This is a genomic window from Edaphobacter bradus (genome assembly GCF_025685645.1).
In the GTDB taxonomy this organism is placed as follows: domain Bacteria; phylum Acidobacteriota; class Terriglobia; order Terriglobales; family Acidobacteriaceae; genus Edaphobacter; species Edaphobacter bradus.
On the sequence record NZ_JAGSYF010000004.1, the window covers coordinates 415,854 to 440,994 of the forward strand.

Genomic DNA, 25,141 nt, shown 5'->3' on the forward strand with positions numbered 1-25,141 from the left:
TTAGCGAATACCGCCGGAGACAACCAGGGTCTCGCCGGTGAGCCAGCCGGAGTCGTCGGAGGCGAGGAAAACAGCGACAGGTGTGATGTCGGTGGGCTGACCGACGCGCCCCAGGGGCGTCTGGGCCACGGTGCCCTTCTCCCAGTCGGAGCCGATGATGCCGGCAGTGTGCGTGCCCTCGGTCTCAATCATGCCGGGGTTGATGGAGTTGACGCGGATCTTCTTGGGGCCGAGTTCCTTGGCGAGTACACCAGTAACGGCATCGAGAGCGCCCTTTGTGGCGGTGTAGATGCTGCTGGTGGGCGGATGGATATCGGAGACGACCGACCCGATGTTAATGATGCTGCCGCCGTTGCTTCCGAAGAGCTTGACCGCCTCGCGCGCGGCCAAGAGGGCGCCGAGCACGTTGGTGTTGAACAGGCTGTGGAAGCCCTCTTCAGTGATCTCCTCGATGGGCGTGAAGTTATAGACGCCGGCATTGTTGACGAGTACGTCCAGCTTGCCGAAGGCTTTGGTGGTTTCGGCAAAGATGCGCTTGACGTCAGCTTCCTTCGCTACATCACCCTGGACGGCGATGGCTTTGCCGCCGTTCTTGACGATATCGGCTACGACCTTGTCCGCGCCTTCCCTGCTGGAGGCATAGTTCACGACGACGGAGGCCCCCTCCTTCGCCAGACCTTTTGCGATGTCCGCTCCGATGCCCTTGGAGGCACCTGTGACTATGGCTACTTTGCCTTTGAGTTTGCTCATATTTCTGTACCTTTCGCGTTTTCTTGTTTGATGGTTGCAGACCACCCGAATGATGCTAGAAGGTCAAAGGATTCGGGGCAGCTGAGTGAATTTACTCGGCTCGCGCGTTTAGCGGAAGCCGCCGGAGGCGTTGACGATTTCGCCGGTGAGCCAGGCGGAGTCTTCGGAGGCGAAGAAGGCGACGATGGGGGCGATGTCGGTGGGACGCCCGATGCGGCCGAGGGGCGTTTCGGCTTCGCGCTTCTTCTGGGATTCGCCGCCGACGAGGCCGAGGGATGTGGCGCCTTCGGTCTCGGTGAGTCCGGGATTGACGGCGTTGACGCGGATCTTTTTTGGGGCGAGCTCTTTGGAGAGGACTCCGGTGATGGCGTCGACGGCGGCTTTGGTGGCGGTGTAGATGGAGGAGTTGGCGGGCGTGTAGGAGCTGACGGTCGAGCCGATATTGATGATGCTTCCGCCCTGTTCGCCGAAGTGTTTTGCGGCCTCGCGGGTTACGAGAAGGAGGCCGAGGACGTTGGTGTCGAACTGGCGGTGGAACTCCTCTTCGGTGAGCTGATCGAGGGGAGCGAACTTGAAGACACCGGCGTTGTTGACGAGGATGTCAAGTTTGCCGAAGGTCTTTCTGGTTTCGGCGATGAGACGTCCGGCGTCGGTGGCTTTGGCGACGTTGCCCTGAATGGCGATGGCTCTGCCTCCGGCCTGGATGATCTCGGCTACGACTTTGTCGGCGTCGGTACTGCTCGATGCGTAGTTGACGACGACGGCTGCGCCTTCTTTGGCGAGCTCGCGGGCGGTGGCTGCGCCTATTCCCTTTGAGGCTCCGGTGACGATGGCTACTTTGCCTTCTAGTTTGCTCATGGTGGCTCCTTGAATGCGGGACAAGGAAGAAGAGGCGCAGTGTTTGCTGCGCCTCTTGTTGAATACTACCGGCTATGAATTAGCGGAGGCCGCCGGAGGCGACGAGAGTCTCGCCAGTGAGCCAGCCAGAATCGGCAGAGGCGAGGAAGACGGCGAGGGGTGTGATGTCGCTGGGTTGGGCGATGCGTCCGAGCGGGGTCTGCGCTTCGAAACCCTTCTGGAAGTCGGTGCCGACGATGCCCATGGTGTGGGTGCCTTCGGTCTCGACCATGCCAGGGTTGATGGAATTGACACGGATATTCTTCGGCCCAAGCTCTTTCGAGAGCACAGCGGTGATGGAATCGACGGCGCCCTTGGTGGCGGTGTAGACGGAGCTGGTGGGAACGTTGAGCTCGGTGGCGGCTGAGCCGATGTTGATGATGCTTCCTCCGTTGCCGTCGAAGAGCTTAACGGCTTCGCGCGTGGCGGAGAGAAGGCCGAGGACGTTGGTGTTGAACATGCGGTGGAACTGCTCGTCGGTGAACTCATCGATGGCGGCGAACTCGTAGACGCCGGCGTTGTTGACGAGGATGTCGAGCTTTCCGAAGGTCTTTTTGGTCTCGGCGAAGATGCGCTGAACGTCGGCAGCCTTGGCGACGTCGCCCTGGACGGCGATGGCCTTGCCGCCGCTTTTGGTGATTTCAGTTACGACTTTGTCGGCGCCCTCTTTGCTGGAGGCATAGTTGACTACGACGGAGGCTCCCTCTTTCGCGAGGCCCTTTGCGATGTCGGCTCCGATGCCTTTCGAGGCTCCTGTGACGACGGCTACTTTGCCCGTAAGTTTGCTCATTTGTTTCTCCTCCGGATCTTCAGGTCTATATTTCGATGACCGTCTAATTGATGAGCGAGAGGGGCAAAGGATTCGTGAGGGGAGTGTGAATTTAAGCCGGCTGCTTTGCGAGGTGATTCTGAAGGACTTCGAGGAATTTGGCTAGCCAGGCGGGATGCGCGGGCCAGGCGGGGCCGGTGACGAGGTTGCCGTCGGCGATTGCGTCGGTCATGGCGAGGGGGACGAAGGTGGCTCCGGCGAGCTCTACCTCAGGGGCGCAGGCGGGGTAGGCGTTGACGCGCTTGCCAGAGATGACGCGGGCGGCGGCAAGGATCTGCGCGCCGTGGCAGAGAGCGGCGATGGGCTTGTTGGCCTCGGCGAAGTGGCGGACGATCTCGATGACGCGAGGGTTGAGGCGGAGGTATTCGGGGGCGCGGCCGCCGGGGACGACCAGGGCATCGTAGTCGGCGGGCTCGATGTCGGCGAAGGTGGCGTTGAGGGTGAAGTTGTGGCCGCGCTTTTCGGAGTAGGTCTGGTCGCCCTCGAAGTCGTGAATGGCGGTACGGACGTACTGACCGGATTTCTTGTCGGGGCAGACAGCGTGGACAGTATGGCCGACCATCTGGAGGGCCTGAAAGGGAACCATGACCTCGTAGTCTTCGACGTAGTCGCCGACGAGCATTAGCAGTTTGGCAGGCTTCATGAGAGTCCTTTCGTCAATCTGGGGCTAGTAGCCGTTGGCGAGGAGGTACTGCTCGGTGAGGGTGAAGGCTTCCGAGGCTTGTTCGCGACGCTCGGCGTATTTGCCGAGGACGTCGACCTCGATGTTAAGCGGGCTGCCGGGGACGAGGGTGCGGAGGCTGGTCTCGGCGTAGGTGTGGGGGATGATGGCGACCTCGACGGTGTTGCCCTGGATGGATGCTACGGTGAGGGAGATGCCCTCAATGGTGATGGAGCCCTTTTCGACGACGTAGCGGGTGAGGGAGTCGGGGATGGTGAGGCGGAGGCGGTAGTCGGTGGCTCCGCTGCCGGTGGCGAGGGGCTCGAGGGAGGCGAGGGTGGCGGTGCCGTCGACGTGTCCCTGGACGACGTGGCCGCCGAGGGGAGAGCCGGCGGGTGTGGGAAGCTCGAGGTTGACGACGGTGTCGGGCTGGAGGCGCGAGAGGGTGGTGCGGGCGATGGTCTCGGCGGCGAGGTCGGCGGAGAAGCGTGGGGGAAAGGCGTGCGGCTCGATGTCGAGCGCGGTGAGGCAGACTCCGCTGACGGCGACGCTATCGCCGGTCGCGAGGCGGCCGACGAGCTGGTTGGGCGCGGCGATGGTGATGCGGGTAACTCCGGCGCTGGGGGTGACGCAGAGGACGGTTCCGGTGGTTTCGATGAGGCCGGTGAACATGGGAATAGGGTACAGGGGTTGGGGCGCGGGGAACAGGGCGGCAATGGACTGATTCACTCCCAGGGGTCGCGTAGGTAGCCCGTGACGCGGGCGTCGGGGGCTACAAGTACGCGGGTGACGCGGTGGAGGGACTGCTCGAAGTGATAGGGGGAGAGGATGCCGTGGGCGAAGGGGATGGCTTGTTCGCCGAGCTCGGTCTCGGAGTAGAAGAGTACGACTTTGTCGACGAGGTTCTGGCGGAGGAAGGCTCCGTTGAGGTGCGCGCCGCTTTCGAGCAGGACGCTGAGGATGTTTCGCTCGGCGAGGGTGGCGAGGACGGCGGGGAGGCTGAGGCGTCCGGCGTGGTCGGGGATGGTCTCGACGTCGACGCCCTTGCGGGTGAGCTCGGCGATCCTTGCGCTGGAGGCTGAGGTGCTGGTGAGGACGAGAACGTCGGAGCCGTTGTCGGTGCGGGTGGCGGAGCGGACGAGATGCGAGTTGCGCGGGATGCGGAGGTGCGAGTCGAGGACGACGCGGAGGAGGTTACGGCGGCGGGGTTCTCCGTTGGGGCCGAGGATGTTGCTGCGGTCGGTGAGGGCAGGGTCGTCGGCCAGCACGGTGCCGATGCCAGTGAGGATGGCGTCGGCGGAGTGCCGGAGGACCTGCACCTCGTGGCGCGCTGCGGGGCCAGTAAGCCAGTGGGGTTGGTTTGGGAAGCGGTGTGCGGGTGGCGGAGCGAGCTTGCCGTCGATGGAGAGTGCGGCCTTGAGGGTCACGAAGGGGGTGCGGGTGCGGATGAAGTGGGCGAAGGCCTCGTTGAGGTCGCGGGCCTGCTGCTGGAGGACGCCTACGGTGACTTCGATGCCGGCGGCCTGGAGCTTTGCGATGCCGCGTCCGCTGACGAGAGGGTTGGGGTCGGTGGTGGCGACGACGCAGCGGGAGATTCCGGCGGTGAAGAGGGCGTCAGCGCAGGGGCCGGTGCGGCCGTGGTGGCTGCAGGGTTCGAGCGTGACGTACGCCGTGGCGCCTTGCGTGGAGAAGCCGCGTGAGGCGGCCTGCTTGAGGGCGACGATCTCGGCGTGGTCGTAGTTGGCGTAAAGGTGGGCGCCTTCGCCGATGATCATGGGCTTGCCTCTGCCGGGAGGAGCGTGGACGAGGAGGCAGCCGACCTGTGGGTTGGGCGAGGCCAAGGCTGCGGTGTGCTCGGCCAAATTGAGAGCCCGGCCCATGAAGAACTCGTCTTGCGTGGGAGAAGACATGCTATCGAGAGGATAGCTGTTTTGTGGTGGGGAGTAGAAAGCAGGCCCCTCCGCTCCGGGGAGGATGGACAGTGTTGTGGAGGGAACAAGGCCCGTATTTTCGATTCACCTAGAAATGATAGGCGGCGCCGAGGGTGAGGACTGACGGGGAAAGTCCGTTGGGGAGATTGCGGCCGGAGAGCCACTTCTGATATTCGAAGTCAGCCCGGGCAGTAACATTGTGGCGCACCCGGTAGTCGACTCCTACACCCACGGCAAACATGTTGTAGGCGAGGTTGGCAGTGACGACGCCAGTGCGGTAGTCGGTGAAGTTGTAGACGCCGCGCCCATAGAGGAGCTTTGCATACGGGATGAACTTACGAGAAGGGCCGAGGGGATGGTAGTAGCGGCCTCCGATCTCGTAGGTCTTCTCGTACTGGTTAGTCTTGCCGTCTTTGAGGAAACGAAACTCGCCTTCCACTCCAAAGCGGCGTGTGAAGTCGAAGTCGGTGTAGACGGTGAAGCCGTCTACGCGGTAGGGGAGATAGTCAGTATTGGCGTTGGAAAAGCCGGCGCCAACCTGGAGGTCAGCAAGTCGCGAGGCGGTCGGCGTTGCCTGGGCGTGCGAGATGGACGCCGTGCCAAACAGAACGAGAAGAGAGCCAAGAACCCGTTTCAACAAACGCTTTCCCCTTTTAGGTGGTTCTGATGGAGCTGCGGGTATTCTGTGGGGCCCGAAGCTGACGGGGCTGAGGGAGTGTTCCCTGGCCACTGAAGCAGTAGAACTAGAATACATAAGCTGCTCCAAAGGTGTAGTCCAATGGAGTGAGCCCATTAGAGTTGTAGCCGGGCCATTTCTGGTATTCAAAGTCGAAAGCTCGAACGCTGAAGTGCTTTGTCGCCTGATAGTCCAGGCCTCCGCCGAGGGAGTAGATCTTGTAGGTGTAGGTCGCGGTCGGCGCATTGCTGAATATGTATTTGAATCGTCCAACGCCGAGAAGAACTTTAGCGTAAGGGCTGAACCTGCCGTAGTGGAAGGCATAGCGCGGGCCGAGCAGGTAAGAATCAACTCCGATGTCGGTCGGCGTAACCATACTGGCCCTATGGATATCGCCTTCTATGCCCCAGTGGCGGGTGAAGTCGAGGTTGCCGTAGATCGTGAGGCCCTGGACCTTGCGCTGACCGTAGTCGGGGTTGGCAATCGTCCAGCCGGCGCCGATCTTGATGGACACGAGCCGCGATGCTGCTGAGGTCGCCTGCGCGCGAGACCAGGTTGCGAGTCCCAGGACGACGACGAGACGCGCGAGTTGGATGAGAAGCTTCAACGTCCCTGGTGATTTTTCAAAAAATGAAGTGAGGCATGCAGAGAAGAGGTACAGGCCTCTCCGCCTGAGCGATGAGGGACCGCCCTTTCAGGCGGTACCCTCATCCATTCAGTTAGTTTTGTGGAGCCGGGGTTTGCGCAGCCGGAGCTGCAGCGGCAGGTGCGTCGGCCGGAGTGGCAGGAGCTGTTGTGTTGTCAGCAGCGGGCTGTGCCGCATTGCCAGCAGGCGCGGCGGCGGCGTTGGTTGCAGGCTGCGCCGCAGCCGGAGCAGCGGCGGCATCGACCGGAGCCTTGTAGTAGCCCAGCTTCAGGTAGACCGGCGTGACCTCGAAGGGCATCTTATCGGCCGGGCTGTACATGGGCTCAAACGGGGAGTGCATGACGACGACCTGATCGGTCCAGGGGTCGTGACGGAGGAAGTTCGACAGTGGCATAGCCGCCTGCTGCTTGAGGTCCTTCATGTCGAGCTTGGGGGCCTTGGACATGATGGCGGCCATCCAGAAGGTAGGATCGTTGTCGCTCTTGACGAGGCCGTCGCCGATCATGGGCTCGTTGAGGGCCTTGAGCGGCTTGACACGCTGCTGGAGCTGCTGGAGGTAGAGGCCGAAGTACTGCTGCCCGGCGTCGAGTTCCTTGGCGCTGAGCAATTCCATGGCTTTCTTGGCTGCCGCGGCGTTGTCGGAATCGGTGTGGTGCATGGGAATGCGGTTGAATACCGAGGAGGAGGGGAAGAGCAGGCGATCGTTGAAGGCGTACTTGGTGTCGAGCCGGTGGGCGAGGATGATGTGGGCGATCTGGAAGGCGAGGATCGCGTTGAGATTGCCCATCTGCTGTGCGCCGTCCTGGCTGATGACGGCGGTGGTATCGAGCAGGCCCTTGGAGATGACGATGGTGTTGCCGATGGCGAGCGACTCAAGCGGCTCGGTCAGCAGCGTACGGCAGCGAATGGGCCGAGAGAGGGTGATGTTGTTATAGGCGAGAATGTTGCCGGCGAGAGCCTCGAGGGTCTTGTCGAACTCGCTGGGAGCATCAAGCAGACCGGCCTGGAAGAGGCGGGCGACGACGTTGTCCTCAGCCTGCGCAACCCAGGCGCGCTGGGCCCCTAGCGGGCCGACGTCGGAGGCTTCGTTGCTGACGTCGGTGGCCCCGACGACATCCATGGAGGTGTTCTCGCTCTCGGCTGTGGGAACCTTCAGGACGTAGCCCCAGATGTGGTTAATGGCCTTGAACCTGAGGGTGCGCGAGGTGCTCTTGGGATCGCTCTCTTCTACGTAGAAGGAGGTCGGCAGCCAGAGGTCGGGCTGCACGTTGGTGCGCCAGCTGTCGAAGTGGTAGTACTCGCTGTAGTCCTTCTCGGTACCGGAGAAGTCGCCGTTGAAGCGGACGACGTTGCCGTTATGGGTCTCAACCCAGATGCGGCCGAAGAAGCGGCCGACGGTGCGCTTGCCGTTGATGGGAGTGACGTCGAAGACGGCGGTGGGCGTGGTCCCGATGAACTCATTGCGGACGTAGCCGAAGGCATAGTGCTGCCGGTCGAAGTCCTTGGAGTCCATCAGCAGCATCTGGATGAAGCCGCCCTCTTTGAAGCTGAGGTGCAGGCTGCCGCCGAGGTTGGAGAGGAATGAGGTGGAATTCTTAAAGAAGCCGAGCTTGCCACCGTTGTTGGTTCCCTTAGAGGTGGACTTGTTGATCGCGTAAGAGCTGCCGCCGATGACCTTGGCAAACTCGACGCGGCCGAGGAAGTGCTGGTCGGACTCTGGCGCCTGACCGAGGACCGGATCGGGCTTCATGTTCTGGATGTAGGTCTCGACGAGGGGAGCACGCTCTCTGACGGTCTTGATGACATCCTTCTCCCGCGTAATAGCCTTGTCGATGAGGGCGTTCTGGCTCGCCGATAGCTTGCGCGCCGGAAGGATGTCGTCATCCTGTTTCTTCTTCTTGCCGAGCAGCGGAACGGCGAAGGCTGCCTGGGCAGTGAAGACTACGGCAACGAGGGCGGCCAATGCGAGACCGGCTTTGGGCTGTTTCCGGAAGGTCATGATTTACGGCTCCTGCGGCGGCCTTTCGGCCGCCTTGATGATGGAGTTGATGCTAGTTCAACAGGAGCAAACGGACAACCCGATTGCTCCTGATTGGTAACGTAATTGCTCATCCAGCGAGTTGGAAAGCAACGTTGACGACACCTTCCCAGTCGACGGGTTGACCCGAGGCATCGGTTGCGGGCTGGAAGCGAGTGGCCTGCACGGCACGAACGGCAGACTCACCGAGGCCGTGTCCGAGGTCGCTGATGACTCCGAGGACCTGCACGGCTCCCGACGAGGAGACGCGGAGGCGAACTGAGACGGTGCCCTCGATGTGCAGCTTGAGCGCCTCGGCGGTGTACTCAGGTTTGGGCTTGAAGAGAACCTTGGGCGCCGAGCGGGCAGTTTGCGTCGGGGCGGTGGGCTTGGGCATCGGGGGAGGCGTGTTCTGGCCGAGGTTGACCGGGCCAGCAACGCGTCCGGGTGCATTGAGCGGGCCCGTGCCGCCGGCGACGCCGAGCTTGACTCCCTTGACGGCGTTGGCTGCGTTGTCGTGGCCGTTCATGTTCTGGCTGCCGGGTGAGCCGGAGCCGAGGTTGACGGCGGTGGCGTGAGCACCTGCGCCGGTGTTGGAGGCAGGCATTCCAGCAAGGCCCCTCTGTCCGAGGTTGATTGCGCTCGCAGCGGGACGGTTCGAAGGAGCGATGGGGTTGTTCGCCTGGCCAAGAGCGACTGCGGATGGGTGCGGCGAATTATTGGGCACTGAGGCCGGCATCGCCTGTGCGAGGTTGACGACCTTAGGCGCCGGAGGCGGTTGCACCAGCTTGGGCGGTGCAGGGAGCACTACCGGAGCCTGCTGCATCTTGACCTCCTGGATCTTCGGAGGATCGGGAAGCTTGATCTCCGGCATCTTGATCTTCGGAGGCTCGACCTTGACGACCGGAGGCGTCGGGAGCGGCTTGGGAATGATCTTGGGACGGACTGGTTCCGGCTCGACCTTCTTGATGGGAATAGGCTCGACGAGCGACGTGAGCTTGTTCCTCTTGTCCATGGTTTTCTTCGCGGCGGCGCCGAGAATGCAGACGACGACTGCGATCACGATGTTGACCGTGACGGAGGTGAATAAGGAACCCTTGCTCTGGTTGCCGTCGTTGAGGACGCCGAAGTGAGTGAACTGCATGCTTGGAGGTGCTGGATCATCACTGCGCAGCGGCTTTGCCATAGAAAAATCCTTCAAGAGAGTGGAACGACGCGACCAGCCGGCAGCAGAACCGTAACCAGTCGGATTTCGGAAAGGAGCTTCAGACTCTTGCCTGAAGGTCCGTCGGACATAATTGAACTGTGAGGGCCGGACTCAATTGCTATTTTCTTTGTTGACGTTTTGCTAAGCCCATTGTCGCCCAAGCACTACCAAGACAGACGGCAGGAGCGGTGAAAAAGGTTGCAGCAGGAGCCGTACCACCTGCACTGCTTGGACGGAGCTCTGCTGATAACGGAACTCTCACTTACAGCAAGTATATTGCCGTAACCGTATGTGCTTGACACTGGTACTTTTGTTGTATTCAGAGAAACATCAGGAGAGGATTTTGAGGATGAAGATTTTAGTGACGGGCGGAGCGGGTTATATCGGGGGCACGGTAACGAGGTTGCTGCTTTCTCAGGGGCATCAGGTGACCGTGTTTGACAACCTCTGCCACAGCAAGCGGATGGCGGTGGCGAAGGCCGCGGAGTTTGTCGAGGGAGACTTGGCTGACCGCGCGCTGGTGGAGAAGACCCTGCGCGAGGGGCGGTTTGATGGCGTCATGCACTTTGCCGCGTTGATTGAGGCGGGCGAGAGCATGAAGGCCCCGGAGATCTACTTTAGAAACAACACCGCGGCCACTCTGACGCTGCTGGAGTCGATGCTTGCGACGGGGCACGACCGGCTGGTCTTCAGTTCGACGGCGGCCTGCTACGGGGAGCCGGAGAAGACGCCGATCCTGGAAGATGCGAAGCTGGATCCGACGAATCCGTATGGCGAGAGCAAGTTGTTGGTGGAGCAGATGTTGCGTTGGCTTAACGAGTCGCGTGGACTGCGATACGCGAGCCTAAGGTACTTCAATGTTGCAGGTGCGATGGATGGGTATGGCGAGGCGCATGAGCCCGAGTCGCACCTGATTCCGTTGATTCTGGATGTTGCGCTGGGGCGGCGGGCTAGCATCAAGGTCTTCGGGAAGGATTATCCGACGAAGGATGGGAGCTGCGTTCGCGATTACATCCACGTGCAGGACCTGGCGGAGGCGCATCTGCTTGCGCTGGCGGCACTCAGGGAGAAGTGCCGGTTGATCTACAACATCGGCAACGGGCAGGGCTTTACGGTGCTGGAGGTGATCGACGCCGTGCGGCGCGTGACCGGGCGGCCGATTCAGGTAGTCGAAGAGGGGCGCCGGCCGGGCGATCCTGCGGTGCTCGTGGCGAGCTCGGAGAAGATCAAGGCGGAGCTTGGATGGCAACCGAAGTTCGCCGAGCTGGACAAGATTATTTCGAGCGCATGGAAGTGGCATCAGCAGCGTTACGCCTGAATTTCATCGACCTCACAAGTGGGAGACCGTCTCTCCGCAAGTTGTGGTGAAGTGATGTGAAGTGGTGATGTTCAAAGGAGTTTCCTTGATCGAGAGCATGTTTCATCTGCATCTGCCCCTGCTGGAGAAGATTCTTCGGCCGATCATCGTGTATCTGTGCCTCGTCGCGTTTCTGCGGATGTTTGGGAAGCGGGAGCTGGCGCAGTTGAATCCGTTCGACCTGGTGGTCTTGCTGAGCCTGTCAAATACGGTGCAGAACGCGATAATCGGGGACGACAACACCGTAACAGGAGGAGTCATCGGGGCGTTTTCGCTGCTGACGGTGAACTGGGTGGTGACTCGCGCGCTGTTCCGGGCTCCGAAGCTGACAGGTGCGATTGAAGGGGATGAGACGGTGCTGATCCGGAACGGCGTGGTGGACTGGGAGGCCATGAAGAAGGAGGCACTGACTGAGCTGGAGCTGATGACTGTGCTGCATAAGCAGGGGCTGGGGGACTACTCCGACGTGAAGAAATGTGTGCTTGAGCCGAGCGGGAATTTCTACGTGGAGGCGATTCAGCCGGACCACGGAGAGAGGGAGCGCACAGAGATTCTGGAGGAGGTCAGGGCCTTGACGGAGGAGGTGCGTAGGTTGAAGGAGGAGTTGGCTACGCGATGAGGGCGCCTATTGTGCCTATTTCGGCTGGGTCTTGAGCTCGTGCCGGCTGATTTTGTCGAGAGTCTGGCGGTAGCGGTCGGGTGGAGTGGGGAGGCGGGAGTCGCGGATGGCTGCGCGGTAGCCTCCCATGTAGATGGAGTACATGACGGCCAAGGCGCAGCCTACGCCGAAGGCGAAGCCGAAGAAGAGGCCGATGGCTGTTGACAAGAAAATGCTCATTGATGTCACAAGTTTACGTTGTTGGACAGAGCAGCGGTTCGTTGATCGTACATTGTTGCAGGTGGGCGAGCCGTAGCGTACCGTTTTGAAGTTGAAAAAAGTTCGGAGGGTAGTGCGTGAAGGCGATGGTTGAGGGCCAGAATCTGGATTCGAGTCTGCGGGAGAACAGGACGTTTGGGCCGCCTGCAGCGTTTGCAGCAAGGGCCCATGTGAAGAGTTTGGCGGAGTATGAGGCGATGTACCGGCGCAGTGTGGAGCAGCCGGAGGAGTTCTGGGCCGAGGCGGCGAGGGAGCTGGAGTGGTTCGAGAGATGGACGCGGGTGTTGGAGCCGGGAAGAGACGGTTCGGGGCTGGGGGCGAAGTGGTTCGTTGGTGGCAAGCTGAACCTCTCGTACAACTGCGTTGACAGACACGCGAAGGGGGCGCGGAAGGACAAGGTGGCTCTGCTGTGGGAGGGTGAGCCGGGCGAGATTCGCAAGCTGACCTATGGCGAGCTGCATGAGCAGGTGCAGCGGTTCGCGAATGTGCTGAAGGGATTGGGGATTAAGAAGGGCGATCGCGTCGCGATCTATATGGGGATGTCGCCGGAGCTGGCGATTGCGATGCTGGCGTGTGCGCGGATCGGCGCGATGCATTCGGTGATCTTCGGCGGGTTTGCCTCGCATGCGATTGTGGACCGCGTGAATGACTCTCAGTGCGTGGCAGTGCTGACGCAGAGTGTGAGCTACCGCAGGGGCGGGGAGATCAAGCTGAAGGCGACTGTGGATGAGGCGCTGGTGAAGTGTCCTTCGGTGAAGCATGTCGTGGTGTACCAGCGCGACGCGAAGACGGTTCAGATGACGGCTGGCCGCGATGTGTGGTGGCACGAGGAGATGGCCAAGGCCGCCCCGGAGTGCGCTCCGGAGTGGATGGATGCGGAGGACCCCCTGTATCTGCTGTACACGTCAGGGACGACGGGCAAGCCGAAGGGCCTGGTGCATACGACGGGCGGCTATGCGGTGCAGACGTATCTCACGAGCAAGTATGTCTTCGATCTGCAGGAGGACGATGTCTACTGGTGCACGGCAGACGTCGGGTGGGTGACCGGGCACAGCTACGTGGTGTACGGGCCTCTGCAGAATGGCGCGACCGTTCTGATGTACGAGGGCGCGCCGAACTGGCCGGAGTGCGACCGGTTCTGGAAGATCATCGATTCGCATAAGGTGACGGTGTTCTATACGGCTCCGACGGCGATACGGGCGTTTACGAAGTGGGGAGTGGAGTGGGTGCGGAAGTACTCGCTGGCTTCGCTGCGGCTGCTGGGAACGGTGGGCGAGCCGATCAATCCCGAGGCGTGGATGTGGTTTCATCGCGAGATCGGCAGGGAGCGGTGTCCGATTGTCGATACCTACTGGCAGACGGAGACTGGGGCGATCATGATCGCTCCGGTGCCGGGTGCCGTGGCGACGAAGCCGGGTTCGGCGACGCGGCCGTTCTTTGGGATTGTCGCCGAGGTGGTGACGCGAGAGGGCGAACCTGTGCCGGATGGACAAGGCGGATTACTGGTCTTCCGCAAGCCGTGGCCCTCAATGGCGCGGACGATCTATGGCGACGAAGAGCGGTACGAGACGGCTTACTGGAGCGAGATTCCCGGAAGCTACTTTACCGGCGACGGCGCGCGGCGCGATAAGGACGGCTACTACTGGCTGATGGGCCGCGTGGACGATGTACTGAACGTGAGCGGGCACAGGCTGGGCACGATGGAGGTGGAGTCGGCGCTGGTGGCGCATCCGAAGGTGGCAGAGGCGGCGGTTGTAGGCAGGCCGGATGAGATGAAGGGGCAGGCGATCTGCGCTTTTGTGACGCTGGAGCATGGCCACGAGGTAAGCGAGGAACTTAAGCAGGAGATAAGGCAGTGGGTCTCCAAGGAGATCGGCGCGCTGGCCCGTCCGGATGATGTGCGGTTCACCGATGCTCTGCCGAAGACGCGGAGCGGGAAGATCATGCGGCGTCTGCTGCGCGAGCTTGCGACGACGGGCGAGGTGAAGGGTGATACGACTACGCTTGAGGACTTTGCAGTGATTGCGAAGCTGCGAGAGAACGACGAGTAAGTGCCTCGCAGAATCTAACGCAGATTCGTGGTGGGCTTGGTGGGTAGAGTGAAGTGGAAGGTCGTGCCCTGGCCTTCGGTGCTGGTGGCCCAGATGCGCCCGCCGTGCTGAGTGATGATGCTGCGGCAGATGGCGAGGCCGAGGCCGGTGCCTCCGAGGGCACGGGAGTCGGAGGCGTCGCCCTGCTGGAAGCGGTCGAAGATGTGTTCGAGCTTGTCGGCGGGGATGCCGGGTCCCTGGTCGCGGACTTCGATGAGGGCTTCGCTCTCGTCGAGGTTGCGGGCGGTCAGGTGGATCTCACCGCCGGGGGGCGAGAACTTGATCGCATTCGAGATTAGGTTATTGAGCGTCTGGAGGATGCGGTCCGGGTCGGCCCATACCGTGACTCCATGAGCTGCGAAGAAGATGCGCGTGACAGGGCGCGAGCCGCGCGCCTGCTGCAGGCTGGCGGCGCGGCGGAGCAGGTCTTCGGCGCTCGACATGGTGCGATGCAGCTCGCTCTTGCCGCTGGAGATGCGCTCGAGGTCGAGGATGTCGTTGACGAGGTGGACAAGGCGATCTGTATTGTTGATCGCGATGCCGAGCATCTGCTGGGTCTTCTCTGGACGGCCGGTGAGGGCGTTGCCGGAGAGCAGGCCGAGGGCGCCGCGGAGCGAGGTCAGCGGCGTACGGAGCTCGTGCGAGACGGTGGAGATGAACTCGTCCTTCATGCGGTCGAGTGCGCGGCGCTCGGTGGTGTCGGTGAATGCGACGACGACGCCGACTGCGCGGCTGCTGCCCCCGGGGCCGTGGGTGTCGATGAGCGGTCGCGCGACGTACTCGACAGGGAAGCTGGTGCCATCCTTGCGCCAGAAGACCTCGTCGGAGGCGCGGACGGTGGATAGCGTGGCGAGGCTCTTGCCGATGGGTGAATCTTCCGATGGGTATGTTGAGCCGTCTGCGCGCTTGTTGTGAATGAGGTCGTGCATGACACAGCCAAGCATCTCATGCGGCTTGTAGCCGAGCATCTGCGCGGCGGCGGCGTTGACGACGGTGACTTTGCCCTCGAGGTCGATGCAGTAGATGCCGTCGCCGACGGACTCGAGGATGGAGTCGGACTGGTGGGTGAGCGAGCGGAGGCGGCCTTCTGCGCGGACCTGCTCGCTGATATCGACGCCGAAGCCGAGGACGTAGGGAGTGCGGCCGGGCGTGGTGATGAGCTTGTTGCGGTAAGCGATGACGCGGGTCTCGCCATCGGTGTGCAGGAGGTGAAGCAGACCCTGGGCCTCGCCGGTCTCGCTGATCTTCTTGTAGTAATCGGGGAGCTTGCCCCGGCGCTCGGGGGCGATGAACTCGGCGAGCGAGTGGCCGACAACGTCGTCGACGGAGCGGCCTATGGTCTCGGCACCGTGCGCGTTGAGGGTGAGGATGTTTCCTTTGAGGTCATGCGTGCAGACCAAGCCGAGCGAGCCCTCGACGAGCTGGCGGTAGCGGGCTTCGCTCTCGCGCAGGGTAGATTCTGCGACGCGCTGGCTGGTGACGTCGATGCCGGTGGCGATGATGAAGGCTACCTGCCCCTGGGAGTCGCGCAGCGCAGTGGCGGACCAGGCGATGCGGCGGAGACTGCCGTCACGGTTGAGCCACTGGTTTTCGAAGGTAGCGGGGAAGGCTCCGGAGCGGAGTTTCTCGAAGGTCTCGATGGCCTCGGGGATCTCATGGCGGGGGATGAGGCGGTCCCAGGTGTAGCGGCCGACGAGCGTGGCGAAGTCGTAGCCGGAGGCAGTCTCGCAGGCGCGGTTGAAGCGGACGATGCGGCCGGCAGTGTCGAAGACGGCGACGAGCGCGCCGACCGTGTCGAGCACGGCGGAGACGAAGTTGCGCTCAACCGTGAGGGCGGACTCGACGCGCTGGCGGGCGCGGGCGGCGCGGTCCATCTGGCGGATGCGTCCGTTGAGTTCAAGGCGCGTGATGACCTGGCGCGCGAGGATACTGAGCGCGGAGGATTGCGCGGACGTGAGGCGGCGCGACGGCTGATCGATGACTGCGATGGTGCCGATGTTGACACCAGCCGGCGTAGAGAGCGGCGCGGCGGCGTAGAAGCGGTACGGGCGCTTGTCGAGGAAGATGCCGTCGGGGGCGAAGTCGGGATTGAGGCGGGCATCGGCGACCTCGTAGACAGTGTCGCCGAGAATGGTGGTCTCGCAGGGCAGTGTGCCAAGGGAGAGCTCAGTGGAGTTTATCCCGATGTGGGACTTGAGCCAGAGACGGTCCGTTCCGACGAGAACAATCAGCGCGATGGGTGCTCCGCAGAGCTGAGCGGCCAGGCGGGCGATGTCGTCCAGAACCGGATCCTGCCCAGTGTTCAGTACCTCGTACTGGGCCAGGGCTTCATTCCGGAGGGCTTCGTCTTTGACCAGGAGAGCATTCATTTTTTCCGCTTTTTAATGGTAGGGATGCATGCAAGATTCTGCACTGCTACTTTTGGTGTAGCGATATGGCTAAGGCTTTGGAACTACACAGCATTCGCCCGCTGAAGGAGGCTCTTCGGCGCTGGCGTCGAGAGCGACTTTCCATGTTCCGTCAGGCAACTTTTTCCAGACAGTGAAGTAACGCCCGGTGATGGTGACGGGTTGTCCGTTCTTGTCCCTGGAGTGGCCCTCGTAGTGGCCCCAGGTGAAGCCCATGTCGTTGGAGGGCCCCATCTGCGCACCCTGCGGTGTCCAGGTGAGTTGGTAGACGTTCGGGTCCCACTGGGCCTGAGCGGCGATGGCGGCGCGTCCGAGGACGGCAGGGCGGCCATTGTTGAGCGTAACGGCATCGTCCGCGAACCAACTGGAGAAGGCCTTGCCTCCGCTGGCGGCTACGTCTTTGGCAAAGCGGCCCTCAAGCTCCATGAGCAGGATGACGCCGGGCGAAAGAGTGGGTTGTGTGAGCGGGCTGATCGCGACGGGTGGCGCCTGTGCAAGAGTGTCGAGCGATGAGGCGCTGGTAGCTCCGGGGACGGTTTGCGCAGAAAGGGAAATCGCGAGGGCGCAGAGCATGCCAGGCGCCAGGAAAAGGGGCTTTCGATTGTGGGTGACCATTGGGAGCCTCGGCTAAAGTATGACAAATACAGAGAATGATTGTGGGGAGATAGGTTCCATCAAAATAGGCTTCCTTCTTTTAGACGGTGGCGTTCCACCGGAGGTTTATGCAGAGAATGATGCCACAGAATGGGATGGATGGAACAGCGCGCAGTCCGGGGAGGTGAGGGTTGTCCAGCGGTGCTGATATGCTGCGCGGAATGAAAAAAATGAGTTTGCAGCGGGGGCTTCTGCTGGCAGGAGTGGGATTGGCGGCAGCGGGAGCCGCGATGGGGCTTGCGAATGGTGCAGGGCTGCATGGTGTCGCGTTGACGCTGCGGTGGCTGGGTGTCGCAGCTCTGATGCTGTTTGCGGCGAGCCGGCGTTCCTTGATGCCCTGGATCTTCGTTGCAATGGTGGCAGGCGTAGAAGTGGGGCTGGATGCGCCGCATGTGGCGGTGCAGCTGCGCGTGATCAGCGACGTCTTCCTACGGCTGATCAAGACGATCGTGGGACCGCTGATTCTGGGGACGCTGATCTCCGGGATCGCCGGGCACGGCAATCTGAAGAGCGTCGGGCGCATGGCGTGGAAGAGCCTGGTGTACTTCGAGGTGGTGACGACGCTGGCGCTTGTGATCGGGCTGGTGGCGATCAATGTGACGAAGGCTGGTGTGGGATTGAACGTCGCGTCCGCAGCGGCGACCTCGGAGGCTGGATCAGGGAGTGCTGCCCCTGCTTCCAAGCTCGAGGTACCTGCGTCCACGATGCGGTGGCAGGATTTTGTGCTGCATGTGTTTCCGGAGAACCTGACGAAGTCGCTGGTGGAGGGCCAGATTCTGCAGGTGTCCGTGTTTGCAGTGCTGTTCGGGATTGCGCTGGCGATGTTGGGCGAGAGGGGCGCTCCGATGCTGAGGTTGGCGGAGAGTCTGAGCGAGGTGATGTTCAAGTTCACGAACATCGTGATGTACCTTGCCCCGCTGGCGGTAGGCGCCGCGCTGGCGTATACCGTGGGGCAGAGCGGAGCCGGCGTGCTGGTGAATCTGGGCAAACTGGTGCTGACCTACTACGGCGCGCTGATTGCGTTGGCGGTGGGTGTGCTGGTTCCTGTGATGCTGCTGTTCCGGATACCGGTCGCAGGATTTGCGAAGGCTGTCGCTGAGCCTGCTTCGATTGCCTTCGCGACGAGCGCGAGTGAAGCGGCTTTACCGCGTGCGATGGAGGCGATGGAGGCCTTCGGGGTTCCACGGAAGATCGTTGCCTTCGTGGTGCCGGCGGGGTACAGCTTCAACATGGATGGCTCGTCTGTGTATCTGACGATGGGTGCGATCTTTACGGCGCAGGCTGCGGGCATGCACCTAAGGCTGGGCGAGCAGATCATGACCGTGCTGATCCTGATGCTGGCAAGCAAGGGAGTGAGCGGGGTTCCGCGAGCGACGCTGGTGGTGCTGATGGCGACGGCTTCCTCGCTGCGGTTGCCGAGTGAGCCGCTCTTCGTGATCCTGGGGATCGATGCCGTGATGGACATGGGACGTACGGCGGCAAATGTTGTGGGGAACTGCCTGGCGAGCGCGGTCGTGGCGAAGTGGGAGGGGGAGTTTGGCACGGAGCCGGCTTCACCGGTTGTGCTCGAGGGGATGGCTGAGTAGGGATGCGGGAAGAGCTGAGAGGCATGGGGCGTTTGAGCAGGCGTGGATTTTGTGCTGGAGCGATGGCCGTTGCGGGGCAGGTTGCGTTCGGTGCGCATGAGAGTTCGGTGGCTGGAAGCGGCTACGATCTGGTTGCAAGAACCGATCGAGAACGGATTCTGAAGGCGGCGGAAGAGTACGTTAATCTAGAGCCACAGACGCTTACGTTTTTTCGGTCGGACCGATCGCCAGGTGGTTCGCACGATTTCTTCTCGCAGGCGGACTACTTCTGGCCTGATCCGAAGAATCCGGGTGGGCCATATCGCGAGCGTGATGGGCAGAGTAATCCTGATAATTTCACCGGGCACCGGAAGGCGATGATTGCACTGAGCGTGCAGATGCCTGCTCTGACGGCAGCATGGCTGCTGACGCGGAATCGGAGATATGGAGAGAAGGCCGCAGGACATCTGCGGGCCTGGTTCGTCACACCTGCGACACGGATGAACCCGAATCTTGAGTTTGCGCAGGGAGTGGTGCGTGGAGCCATGGGGAGATCGTGGGGAATCATCGACACACTGCACCTGGTAGAGGTGGCGCGCGCGGCCAGCATAATGCGTGGAGCGTTTCTTTCACCGGAGGATGAGTCGGCATTGAAGGGTTGGTTCCGCGATTACCTCCAGTGGCTGATGACGAGCAAGAAAGGAATGGCGGAGCGCGATGCTGCGAACAACCATGGAACATGCTGGGCGCTGCAGGTGGCGGAGTTCGCAAAGTTGATCGGCGCAGAAGACACAAGGGACGATCTGCGGGAGCGCTACAAGCGCGTTCTGTTGCCGAATCAGATGGGGCAGGATGGAGGCTTTCCGCTTGAGTTGAAGCGAACGAAGCCCTATAGCTACTCGATCTTCAATCTGGATGTGATGGCCGGACTATGTCAGTCGTTGAGCAGACGGGGCGATGATCTGTTCCGTTTTTCGCTGAGCGATGGGCGGGGAATCTGCAAGGGGGCGGCATTTCTTTATCCCTATCTCAAAGACAAGGGCAAATGGGCGTATACAAAGGACGTAGAACACTTCGATGCGCTTCCGGTGCGGTCGCCGAGTCTTTTGTTCTGCGGATTGGCGTGCGACAGGCAGGAGTATCTGACGTTGTGGACGCGGCTGGATCCCGATCCGAAGGATACAGAGATTGTCAGGAACTACCCGATTCGGCAGCCGTTATTGTGGATGAGCCGGGACTAGCGAAGGGAATGTGACCCTGCGGGGCGGAGGAGCGTCTAACGGCCCGAGAGATAGTGTGCTTGGTATACTTGAGAGTCAGACACAAGACTGGTTGGAGCTAGCGATGACTGCGGCGGCAGCGCCAATTGGCGAAGCGCGTAACTGCTGCAGAAACAGGTATTTGGATGAGCACAATTCTTGAAACGATCAACTCCCCGGCGGATGTGAAGAGACTGTCGGTGGCGGAGTTGGGGCAGCTTGCTGAGGAGATTCGCGAGCGGCTGATTGTTGGAGTTGCGAAGACGGGCGGACACATCGGGCCGAACCTCGGCGTCGTTGAACTGACGCTGGCGATGCACTATGTCTTCGACACCCCGAAGGACAGCTTCGTCTTCGACGTGAGCCATCAGGCGTACGTGCATAAGCTGCTGACGGGGCGCGAAAAGCTGTTCCACACCATTCGCCAGCCGGGTGGGTTGAATGGCTTTATGCTTCGCACCGAGAGCGAGCACGACAGCTACGGAGCGGGGCATGCTGGAACGGCGTTGAGCGCAGCTCTGGGAATGGCCGTGGCGCGCGATCTTGCCGGGGGCAAAGAACACATCGTTGCGCTGGCTGGAGATGCGGCGTTTACGAATGGGATCTCGTTTGAGGCGTTGAACAACATCGCTGCGCAGACGCGGCGGATGATCATCGTGCTGAACGACAATGCGTGGTCGATCGATAAGAACGTCGGCGCGATCGCAGAGTACTTCCACAAGATTGTGGCGAACGATACGTTCAGCAACTTGCATGACAAGGCTGCAGGGCTGATCGAGAGGTTCGGCGGCAAGGCGGCGCGTCACGTAGCGCGTAAGGCAGAGGAGGCCGCGAAGGGCCTGATTGGGCCGGGCATGCTGTTTGAGGAGTTCGGACTCAGCTACTACGGGCCGATCGACGGGCACAACCTGCCGCTGCTGATTGAGACGTTCAAGTTTCTGAAGCAGCAGAATAAGCCGGTCGTGCTGCACGCGATCACGCAGAAGGGGCGCGGGTTTCAGCCGGCGGTTGAGAAGCAGAAGAAGTTTCATGGGCTCGGCCCGTACGATCCGGAGTCGGGCGAGACGAAGCCTGCGGGGCAGAAGACGTACTCGGAGATCTTTGCCGAGAGTCTGACGAAGCTGGCCACGATGAACGACAAGGTGGTTGCGATTACGGCGGCGATGCCCAACGGGACAGCTCTCGATCTGTTCCGGCCGCACCATCCAAAGCGCTACTTCGACGTGGGGATCGCCGAGGAGCATGCGGTGATCTTTGCAGCGGGCATGGCGACCAAGGGATACAAGCCATTCTGCGCGATCTACTCGACGTTTCTGCAGCGGGCGTTCGATCCGGTGGTCCACGATGTGTGCCTGCAGAACCTGCCTGTGGTGTTCTGCATGGATCGCGGCAGCCTGAGCGGCGATGATGGTCCGACGCACCATGGGCTGTTCGATATCAGCTACCTGAGGAGTGTTCCGAACCTGATCCACATGGTCCCAAAGGATGAGGACGAACTGCAGGACATGATGTATACGGCGATGCTGCATGATGGACCATCGGCGATACGGTATCCGCGCGGCACAGGGCCCGGGGTTGCGGTGAAGGAGCAGCCAGTGGCGCTTGAGATCGGCAAAGCCGAGGTGATTCAGGATGGCGCCGATGTTGCGATCTTTGGGCTGGGTGCGATGCTGCCTGAGGCAGTGCGGCTGGCCAGGATGCTGGAGCATGAGGGATTCCGCGTGGCAGTAGTGAATCCGAGATTCGCTAAGCCTGTGGACCGCGAGTGCGTGAATCTTTATGGCCGCCGATGCGGCCTGCTGATCACGATGGAGGACCATGTTCTGGCGGGAGGGTTCGGGTCGGCGGTGCTGGAGACAGCGAACGAACTGGGGTTGAATGTGCCTGTGGTTCGTATTGGCTGGCCAGACGAGTTTATCGAGCACGGCAAGGTGGAAGCACTGCGTCAGAAGTATGGTCTGACGGCGGAGGCTGCGCTGAAGAAGGCCAGGCTGCATCTCAATGAGATTCTGGATTCGAGGCTGGTGGCGCGATAGGTTCGAGATAGAGGAAGAAAACCGGGCAAGAAAGGTGGGCTGCCGCGGCAGCCCATCTTTGCTTTTTGCTGTGGAATTTGTGCAGGGGTAAAAACTCCGACAGAGAGAGGGCAGAACCTGAATGCGTGGAAGGAAGGGAGCTGCGGGGTTTCGCTGATCACATAAAGGAAGGGATGACGCGGACGGGGCGTTGACAATTGGGCAGGGGAACCGTCAACTGGAAGTCAGATGCTGATGCAGGACGAATCGAGAAACGAAAGTCTCCTTCCCGTTCAGGAGAGCGCTGTGCAGGCGGCTGAGAGCCACCCGTCCCACCATGACCGCGGGCTGCTTGCAATCGGACTTTTCAAGCTGGGCAAGGCGATTCTGTTCTTCGGCATCGGCATCGGAGCACTTCACCTGTTGCACAAGGACCTGGGCGATGAGGTGTTGCGGCTGGCCACCGCGCTGAAGTTCGATCCTGAGAGTCGGTTCGTGACGGTGCTGCTGGATAAGGTCGACCTGATCGACGCACACCGTCTGAGGCAGATCAGTCTGGCTACCTTTGCGTATTCGGCGCTGGCGTTGACCGAGGGGGTAGGCCTGCTACTCGAAAAGGTGTGGGCCGAATATCTGACGCTGTTCCTCACAATTTCGTTCCTGCCGTGGGAACTGTATGAGCTGGCTCGGCGCCCAAGTTGGTTTCGCTTGAGCCTGCTTCTGATCAATCTGGCTGTTCTGGCCTATCTGGTGTGGCTGCTGCGGCGGAAGAGGCTTGAGGAAGAGCGTACGGCCTAGCTATTTTCGCCTTTATTTCGCCTATCAGAGTCAATTCAGCTCTGACAAGTGCCCAGCCTGCCATGAACCACAGGTGCAAACACGATATGTAGGGGTATCGGCGTTGATCCGCACAATTGGCTGAGTTTTCCACATTTCGTTGTGGGAAACAGGGCAAATTCTGCAAATTTCCGCTTTACAGGGGGAACTGCTCAGGTCAGGATAGGGGAGTCAAGTGGTCTAAATGGGACTAAAGGGGACTGATCGGCAACCCTTGGACTGATTTTAGCCCCTGCTGACGATTCCAAGGCCAAGACCGCAGGACAGGTATCGAGGTTGTTATGTTTCGCGGCAACTATCCAACTCGGATGGACGAGAAGGGCAGGCTGAAGATGCCGGCTGACTTCAAGCACGAGTTGGATGAGTCGTTTGGAACGAAGTTTTTTATTACCAGCTTTGACGGGAAGCGGGCCAAACTCTTCCCGATGAAGACCTGGGAGGGAATCGAGAAGTCGATCCAGAAGCTGGCGACGACCGACCCGATCCGGAAACGGTTTCTGGATGTAACGAATTATTACGGGCAGCCAGGAGAGATGGATGCCCAGGGCAGACTGCTGATTCCGCAGAGGTTGCGGGATGCGGTGAAGGCAGCCGGAGTTGTGTGTGTGCTGGGAGCGCAGGACCACCTGGAGTTGGTGAACGAGGAGAGCTTCGAGGCCGAGCTGAGAGGTGAGACCGGGGTGATTGCGCTGACGGAGAGCGAAAACGCTGCCTTTGCAGAGAAGACGCAGCCGACGGATTTGTAGCAGAGGAAGTGGATGTTGGCCCCCAGGGGCAGCACAGAGGGCGGAAGCGATGAATAGACCGCAGCATGTGCCGGTTCTTTTAGATGAAGTTTTGGAGTATCTGAATGTGCGGCCCGGCGGCGTTTATGTTGACGCCACGGTCGGCCTGGCGGGGCACTCCTCGGAGATTGCGAGGAGGCTGGGCGCGAAGGGCAGGCTGATCTGCTTTGATCGCGACCCGCAGGCCATGGAGCTAGCCAAGGCGCGGCTCGAGGAGGTTCGTGCCGAGCTTGGGGAGGAGATGCCGGAGGTTGAGTTTGTGCCGAAGGCGTTCTCGGAGGCTGCCAGTGTGGTGAAGCCCGGGAGTCTGGATGGTCTGCTCGCCGACTTTGGCGTGAGTAGCTTGCATCTGGACGAGGCGCACAGAGGATTCAGTTTTCGGTCGGAGGGGCCGCTGGACATGCGAATGGACTCGCGCAGCGAGCTGACGGCCGAGCAAGTGGTAAATCAGGTGGACGAAAACGATCTCGCCAACCTGATTTACGAATTCGGAGAGGAAAGGAGGTCGCGGAGAATCGCCAGAGCCATTGTGAGGGCCCGGCCGATTACGACGACAGCGGAATTGGCAAGAGTCGTATCGGCCGCGGCCCCAGCAATGAAAGGCGACAAGATTCATCCAGCGACACGGACCTTTCAGGCGCTCCGAATTTATGTGAACGATGAGCTGGGAGAGATCAGGACGCTGCTTGCGAGCGCGCCATCTCTGCTGAAGCCAGGAGGAAGGCTGGTGTTTATCAGCTTCCACTCGCTGGAGGACCGGCTAGTAAAGGATGCGTTCCGTGAGGCTGGCCGGAACAAGGTGTTTGAGGTTTTGACGAAGAAGCCGGTTGTGGCCGGCGAAGAAGAAGAGAGGCGGAACCCGCGGTCGAGAAGCGCAAAGATGCGGGCGGCCCAGAAGGTTTAGAGGTACGAATTTCGCTTCGCGCGGTGCGCAGGCGAGAACAGGTAATCGGGCCGGGGTTGTCCCACCGTTCTTTCAGGCGAAAGACAACCAGTAACAAAAAGTCCCTTCCTCCCATAGCGATCCCGGCCCGGTTCGCACGTAGAGGAGAGTGGCAGAGAACAAGAACAGGGCCCTGGCAGCAGAGAAGAATTGAGAGGTGTGCGATGGCGACGACAGCGATGGCGGGACAACAGATAGAGATGATGGCGCGGCAGCCGCGCAGCCGTGCGGAGTCGGTGACGGAGCGGAATCGCAATCTGTTTGAGGCGCAGCGTCGCGCGCGTCGCGGGCCGACGCCCGAGGTCTTCTTCGCAAAACACATCGACAACACGCGGCTGGTGAAGGCGGACGATCCGGAGCGGCGGCGCGAGATGCGGCAGTTCGCAACGGTGATGAGCCTGCTGTTTCTGCTGGTGATGGTGTACGTGTGGCAGCACTTCTCGGCGATTGAAATCGGCTACCAGGTCGAGGCCCAAAAGCAGCAGGTGGAGCAGTTGCGCGAGGAGAACCGGCAGCTTCGGCTGACGGAGGCGCAGCTCACGGATCCGGAGCGGATCGACAAGATTGCGAAGCAGCTTGGCCTCGATGCTCCTAAGCCGGGCCAGGTCGTGCGGCCGGATGGCAGCCTCACGAATACTGCCGTATGGGCGCAGGCGAAGGCTCCGGCGCTGGTGGCACAGTAGGACAGCGTTTAGCATGGAGATTGGATTTGATTCGCGACTCGCAAGTACAGGATT

At 61.2% G+C, this 25,141-nt stretch carries 23 protein-coding genes; 10 read left to right on the forward strand and 13 right to left on the reverse strand.

Annotated elements, in window-relative coordinates; all coding sequences use genetic code 11:
• The 10 genes from OHL16_RS16800 to OHL16_RS16845 all read right to left on the reverse strand — a co-directional run bounded on the left by OHL16_RS16800 (position 1) and on the right by OHL16_RS16845 (position 9,593).
• A complete protein-coding gene (locus OHL16_RS16800; RefSeq protein WP_263368338.1) occupies positions 1 to 750 on the reverse strand; it encodes an SDR family NAD(P)-dependent oxidoreductase in 750 nt (249 codons plus the stop codon).
• A 108-nt stretch (positions 751 to 858) separates the two neighbouring features.
• Positions 859 to 1,608, reverse strand: a complete 750-nt coding sequence (locus OHL16_RS16805; protein ID WP_263368339.1) for an SDR family NAD(P)-dependent oxidoreductase — start codon at positions 1,606 to 1,608, stop codon at positions 859 to 861.
• Positions 1,609 to 1,687: 79 nt separating this feature from the next.
• Positions 1,688 to 2,437 carry an SDR family NAD(P)-dependent oxidoreductase gene (locus OHL16_RS16810; protein ID WP_263368340.1) on the reverse strand — a complete coding sequence of 250 codons (750 nt, stop codon included), beginning with the start codon at positions 2,435 to 2,437 and terminating at the stop codon, positions 1,688 to 1,690.
• Between the two features lie 91 nt (positions 2,438 to 2,528).
• On the reverse strand, positions 2,529 to 3,119 hold the full coding sequence (locus OHL16_RS16815) for a DJ-1/PfpI family protein (RefSeq protein WP_263368341.1): 591 nt from the start codon (positions 3,117 to 3,119) through the stop codon (positions 2,529 to 2,531).
• Positions 3,120 to 3,143: 24 nt separating this feature from the next.
• Positions 3,144 to 3,866, reverse strand: coding sequence for a riboflavin synthase (locus tag OHL16_RS16820; RefSeq protein ID WP_317891081.1), 723 nt, complete (start codon positions 3,864 to 3,866; stop codon positions 3,144 to 3,146).
• The gene (gene ribD, locus OHL16_RS16825; RefSeq protein WP_263368342.1) at positions 3,863 to 5,047 is read right to left on the reverse strand and encodes a bifunctional diaminohydroxyphosphoribosylaminopyrimidine deaminase/5-amino-6-(5-phosphoribosylamino)uracil reductase RibD; all 1,185 of its coding nucleotides are present in this window, start codon (positions 5,045 to 5,047) and stop codon (positions 3,863 to 3,865) included. The genes OHL16_RS16820 and ribD overlap by 4 nt, the downstream gene beginning before the upstream one ends.
• Positions 5,048 to 5,156: 109 nt before the next feature.
• Positions 5,157 to 5,705: a porin family protein gene (locus OHL16_RS16830; RefSeq protein WP_263368343.1), complete on the reverse strand. Its 549-nt coding sequence runs from the start codon at positions 5,703 to 5,705 to the stop codon at positions 5,157 to 5,159.
• A 106-nt stretch (positions 5,706 to 5,811) separates the two neighbouring features.
• Positions 5,812 to 6,351 carry a porin family protein gene (locus tag OHL16_RS16835; RefSeq protein ID WP_263368344.1) on the reverse strand — a complete coding sequence of 180 codons (540 nt, stop codon included), beginning with the start codon at positions 6,349 to 6,351 and terminating at the stop codon, positions 5,812 to 5,814.
• 112 nt (positions 6,352 to 6,463) lie between these two features.
• A complete protein-coding gene (locus OHL16_RS16840; RefSeq protein WP_263368345.1) occupies positions 6,464 to 8,389 on the reverse strand; it encodes a hypothetical protein in 1,926 nt (641 codons plus the stop codon).
• A 109-nt stretch (positions 8,390 to 8,498) separates the two neighbouring features.
• Positions 8,499 to 9,593, reverse strand: a complete 1,095-nt coding sequence (locus OHL16_RS16845; RefSeq protein WP_263368346.1) for an energy transducer TonB — start codon at positions 9,591 to 9,593, stop codon at positions 8,499 to 8,501.
• A 370-nt stretch (positions 9,594 to 9,963) separates the two neighbouring features.
• Here OHL16_RS16845 and galE point away from each other — a divergent pair, with 370 nt between their 5' ends.
• Positions 9,964 to 10,932 carry a UDP-glucose 4-epimerase GalE gene (galE, locus tag OHL16_RS16850; RefSeq protein WP_263368347.1) on the forward strand — a complete coding sequence of 323 codons (969 nt, stop codon included), beginning with the start codon at positions 9,964 to 9,966 and terminating at the stop codon, positions 10,930 to 10,932.
• An 85-nt stretch (positions 10,933 to 11,017) separates the two neighbouring features.
• Positions 11,018 to 11,590 carry a DUF421 domain-containing protein gene (locus tag OHL16_RS16855; protein ID WP_263368348.1) on the forward strand — a complete coding sequence of 191 codons (573 nt, stop codon included), beginning with the start codon at positions 11,018 to 11,020 and terminating at the stop codon, positions 11,588 to 11,590.
• A 15-nt stretch (positions 11,591 to 11,605) separates the two neighbouring features.
• On the opposite strand, the gene OHL16_RS16860 is transcribed toward OHL16_RS16855, so the two are convergent.
• Positions 11,606 to 11,809 (reverse strand): hypothetical protein, encoded by a 204-nt coding sequence (locus OHL16_RS16860; RefSeq protein WP_263368349.1) that lies wholly within the window; start codon positions 11,807 to 11,809, stop codon positions 11,606 to 11,608.
• A 125-nt stretch (positions 11,810 to 11,934) separates the two neighbouring features.
• On the opposite strand from OHL16_RS16860, the gene acs reads away from it, so the two are divergent.
• The gene (gene acs / locus OHL16_RS16865) at positions 11,935 to 13,899 is read left to right on the forward strand and encodes an acetate--CoA ligase (RefSeq protein WP_263368511.1); all 1,965 of its coding nucleotides are present in this window, start codon (positions 11,935 to 11,937) and stop codon (positions 13,897 to 13,899) included.
• A gap of 14 nt (positions 13,900 to 13,913) precedes the next feature.
• On the opposite strand, the gene OHL16_RS16870 is transcribed toward acs, so the two are convergent.
• Positions 13,914 to 16,307, reverse strand: coding sequence for a PAS domain S-box protein (locus OHL16_RS16870; RefSeq protein WP_263368350.1), 2,394 nt, complete (start codon positions 16,305 to 16,307; stop codon positions 13,914 to 13,916).
• A 69-nt stretch (positions 16,308 to 16,376) separates the two neighbouring features.
• Complete coding sequence (locus tag OHL16_RS16875) at positions 16,377 to 16,919, reverse strand: YybH family protein (RefSeq protein WP_263368351.1); 543 nt, start codon at positions 16,917 to 16,919, stop codon at positions 16,377 to 16,379.
• A gap of 251 nt (positions 16,920 to 17,170) precedes the next feature.
• On the opposite strand from OHL16_RS16875, the gene OHL16_RS16880 reads away from it, so the two are divergent.
• From OHL16_RS16880 to OHL16_RS16910, 7 genes are all read left to right on the forward strand, one after another.
• Complete coding sequence (locus tag OHL16_RS16880) at positions 17,171 to 18,586, forward strand: dicarboxylate/amino acid:cation symporter (protein WP_317891082.1); 1,416 nt, start codon at positions 17,171 to 17,173, stop codon at positions 18,584 to 18,586.
• A 62-nt stretch (positions 18,587 to 18,648) separates the two neighbouring features.
• A complete protein-coding gene (locus tag OHL16_RS16885) occupies positions 18,649 to 19,806 on the forward strand; it encodes an alginate lyase family protein (RefSeq protein ID WP_263368353.1) in 1,158 nt (385 codons plus the stop codon).
• Between the two features lie 164 nt (positions 19,807 to 19,970).
• Positions 19,971 to 21,860: a 1-deoxy-D-xylulose-5-phosphate synthase gene (gene dxs, locus OHL16_RS16890; RefSeq protein WP_263368354.1), complete on the forward strand. Its 1,890-nt coding sequence runs from the start codon at positions 19,971 to 19,973 to the stop codon at positions 21,858 to 21,860.
• A gap of 285 nt (positions 21,861 to 22,145) precedes the next feature.
• Complete coding sequence (locus OHL16_RS16895) at positions 22,146 to 22,637, forward strand: DUF2127 domain-containing protein (protein WP_263368355.1); 492 nt, start codon at positions 22,146 to 22,148, stop codon at positions 22,635 to 22,637.
• A gap of 320 nt (positions 22,638 to 22,957) precedes the next feature.
• Complete coding sequence (locus OHL16_RS16900; protein WP_263368356.1) at positions 22,958 to 23,422, forward strand: division/cell wall cluster transcriptional repressor MraZ; 465 nt, start codon at positions 22,958 to 22,960, stop codon at positions 23,420 to 23,422.
• Positions 23,423 to 23,471: 49 nt separating this feature from the next.
• A complete protein-coding gene (gene rsmH, locus OHL16_RS16905; protein ID WP_263368357.1) occupies positions 23,472 to 24,365 on the forward strand; it encodes a 16S rRNA (cytosine(1402)-N(4))-methyltransferase RsmH in 894 nt (297 codons plus the stop codon).
• A gap of 203 nt (positions 24,366 to 24,568) precedes the next feature.
• Entirely contained in the window at positions 24,569 to 25,087 is a 519-nt protein-coding gene (locus OHL16_RS16910) for a cell division protein FtsL (RefSeq protein ID WP_263368358.1), read from the forward strand.
• Positions 25,088 to 25,141: the final 54 nt, after the last annotated feature.

Bases quoted from the DNA above. Each gene is read 5' to 3' on its own strand.
- OHL16_RS16805 (WP_263368339.1), bottom strand. From the start codon at position 1,608: ATGAGCAAACTAGAAGGCAAAGTAGCCATCGTCACCGGAGCCTCAAAG.
- acs (WP_263368511.1), top strand. From the start codon at position 11,935: ATGGTTGAGGGCCAGAATCTGGATTCGAGTCTGCGGGAGAACAGGACG.
- OHL16_RS16910 (WP_263368358.1), top strand. From the start codon at position 24,569: ATGGCGACGACAGCGATGGCGGGACAACAGATAGAGATGATGGCGCGG.
- OHL16_RS16885 (WP_263368353.1), top strand. From the start codon at position 18,649: ATGGCCGTTGCGGGGCAGGTTGCGTTCGGTGCGCATGAGAGTTCGGTG.
- OHL16_RS16900 (WP_263368356.1), top strand. From the start codon at position 22,958: ATGTTTCGCGGCAACTATCCAACTCGGATGGACGAGAAGGGCAGGCTG.
- OHL16_RS16875 (WP_263368351.1), bottom strand. From the start codon at position 16,919: ATGCTCTGCGCCCTCGCGATTTCCCTTTCTGCGCAAACCGTCCCCGGA.
- OHL16_RS16870 (WP_263368350.1), bottom strand. From the start codon at position 16,307: ATGAATGCTCTCCTGGTCAAAGACGAAGCCCTCCGGAATGAAGCCCTG.
- OHL16_RS16810 (WP_263368340.1), bottom strand. From the start codon at position 2,437: ATGAGCAAACTTACGGGCAAAGTAGCCGTCGTCACAGGAGCCTCGAAA.
- OHL16_RS16845 (WP_263368346.1), bottom strand. From the start codon at position 9,593: ATGGCAAAGCCGCTGCGCAGTGATGATCCAGCACCTCCAAGCATGCAG.
- ribD (WP_263368342.1), bottom strand. From the start codon at position 5,047: ATGTCTTCTCCCACGCAAGACGAGTTCTTCATGGGCCGGGCTCTCAAT.
- dxs (WP_263368354.1), top strand. From the start codon at position 19,971: ATGAGCACAATTCTTGAAACGATCAACTCCCCGGCGGATGTGAAGAGA.
- OHL16_RS16840 (WP_263368345.1), bottom strand. From the start codon at position 8,389: ATGACCTTCCGGAAACAGCCCAAAGCCGGTCTCGCATTGGCCGCCCTC.
- OHL16_RS16800 (WP_263368338.1), bottom strand. From the start codon at position 750: ATGAGCAAACTCAAAGGCAAAGTAGCCATAGTCACAGGTGCCTCCAAG.
- OHL16_RS16880 (WP_317891082.1), top strand. From the start codon at position 17,171: ATGAGTTTGCAGCGGGGGCTTCTGCTGGCAGGAGTGGGATTGGCGGCA.
- rsmH (WP_263368357.1), top strand. From the start codon at position 23,472: ATGAATAGACCGCAGCATGTGCCGGTTCTTTTAGATGAAGTTTTGGAG.
- galE (WP_263368347.1), top strand. From the start codon at position 9,964: ATGAAGATTTTAGTGACGGGCGGAGCGGGTTATATCGGGGGCACGGTA.
- OHL16_RS16815 (WP_263368341.1), bottom strand. From the start codon at position 3,119: ATGAAGCCTGCCAAACTGCTAATGCTCGTCGGCGACTACGTCGAAGAC.
- OHL16_RS16860 (WP_263368349.1), bottom strand. From the start codon at position 11,809: ATGAGCATTTTCTTGTCAACAGCCATCGGCCTCTTCTTCGGCTTCGCC.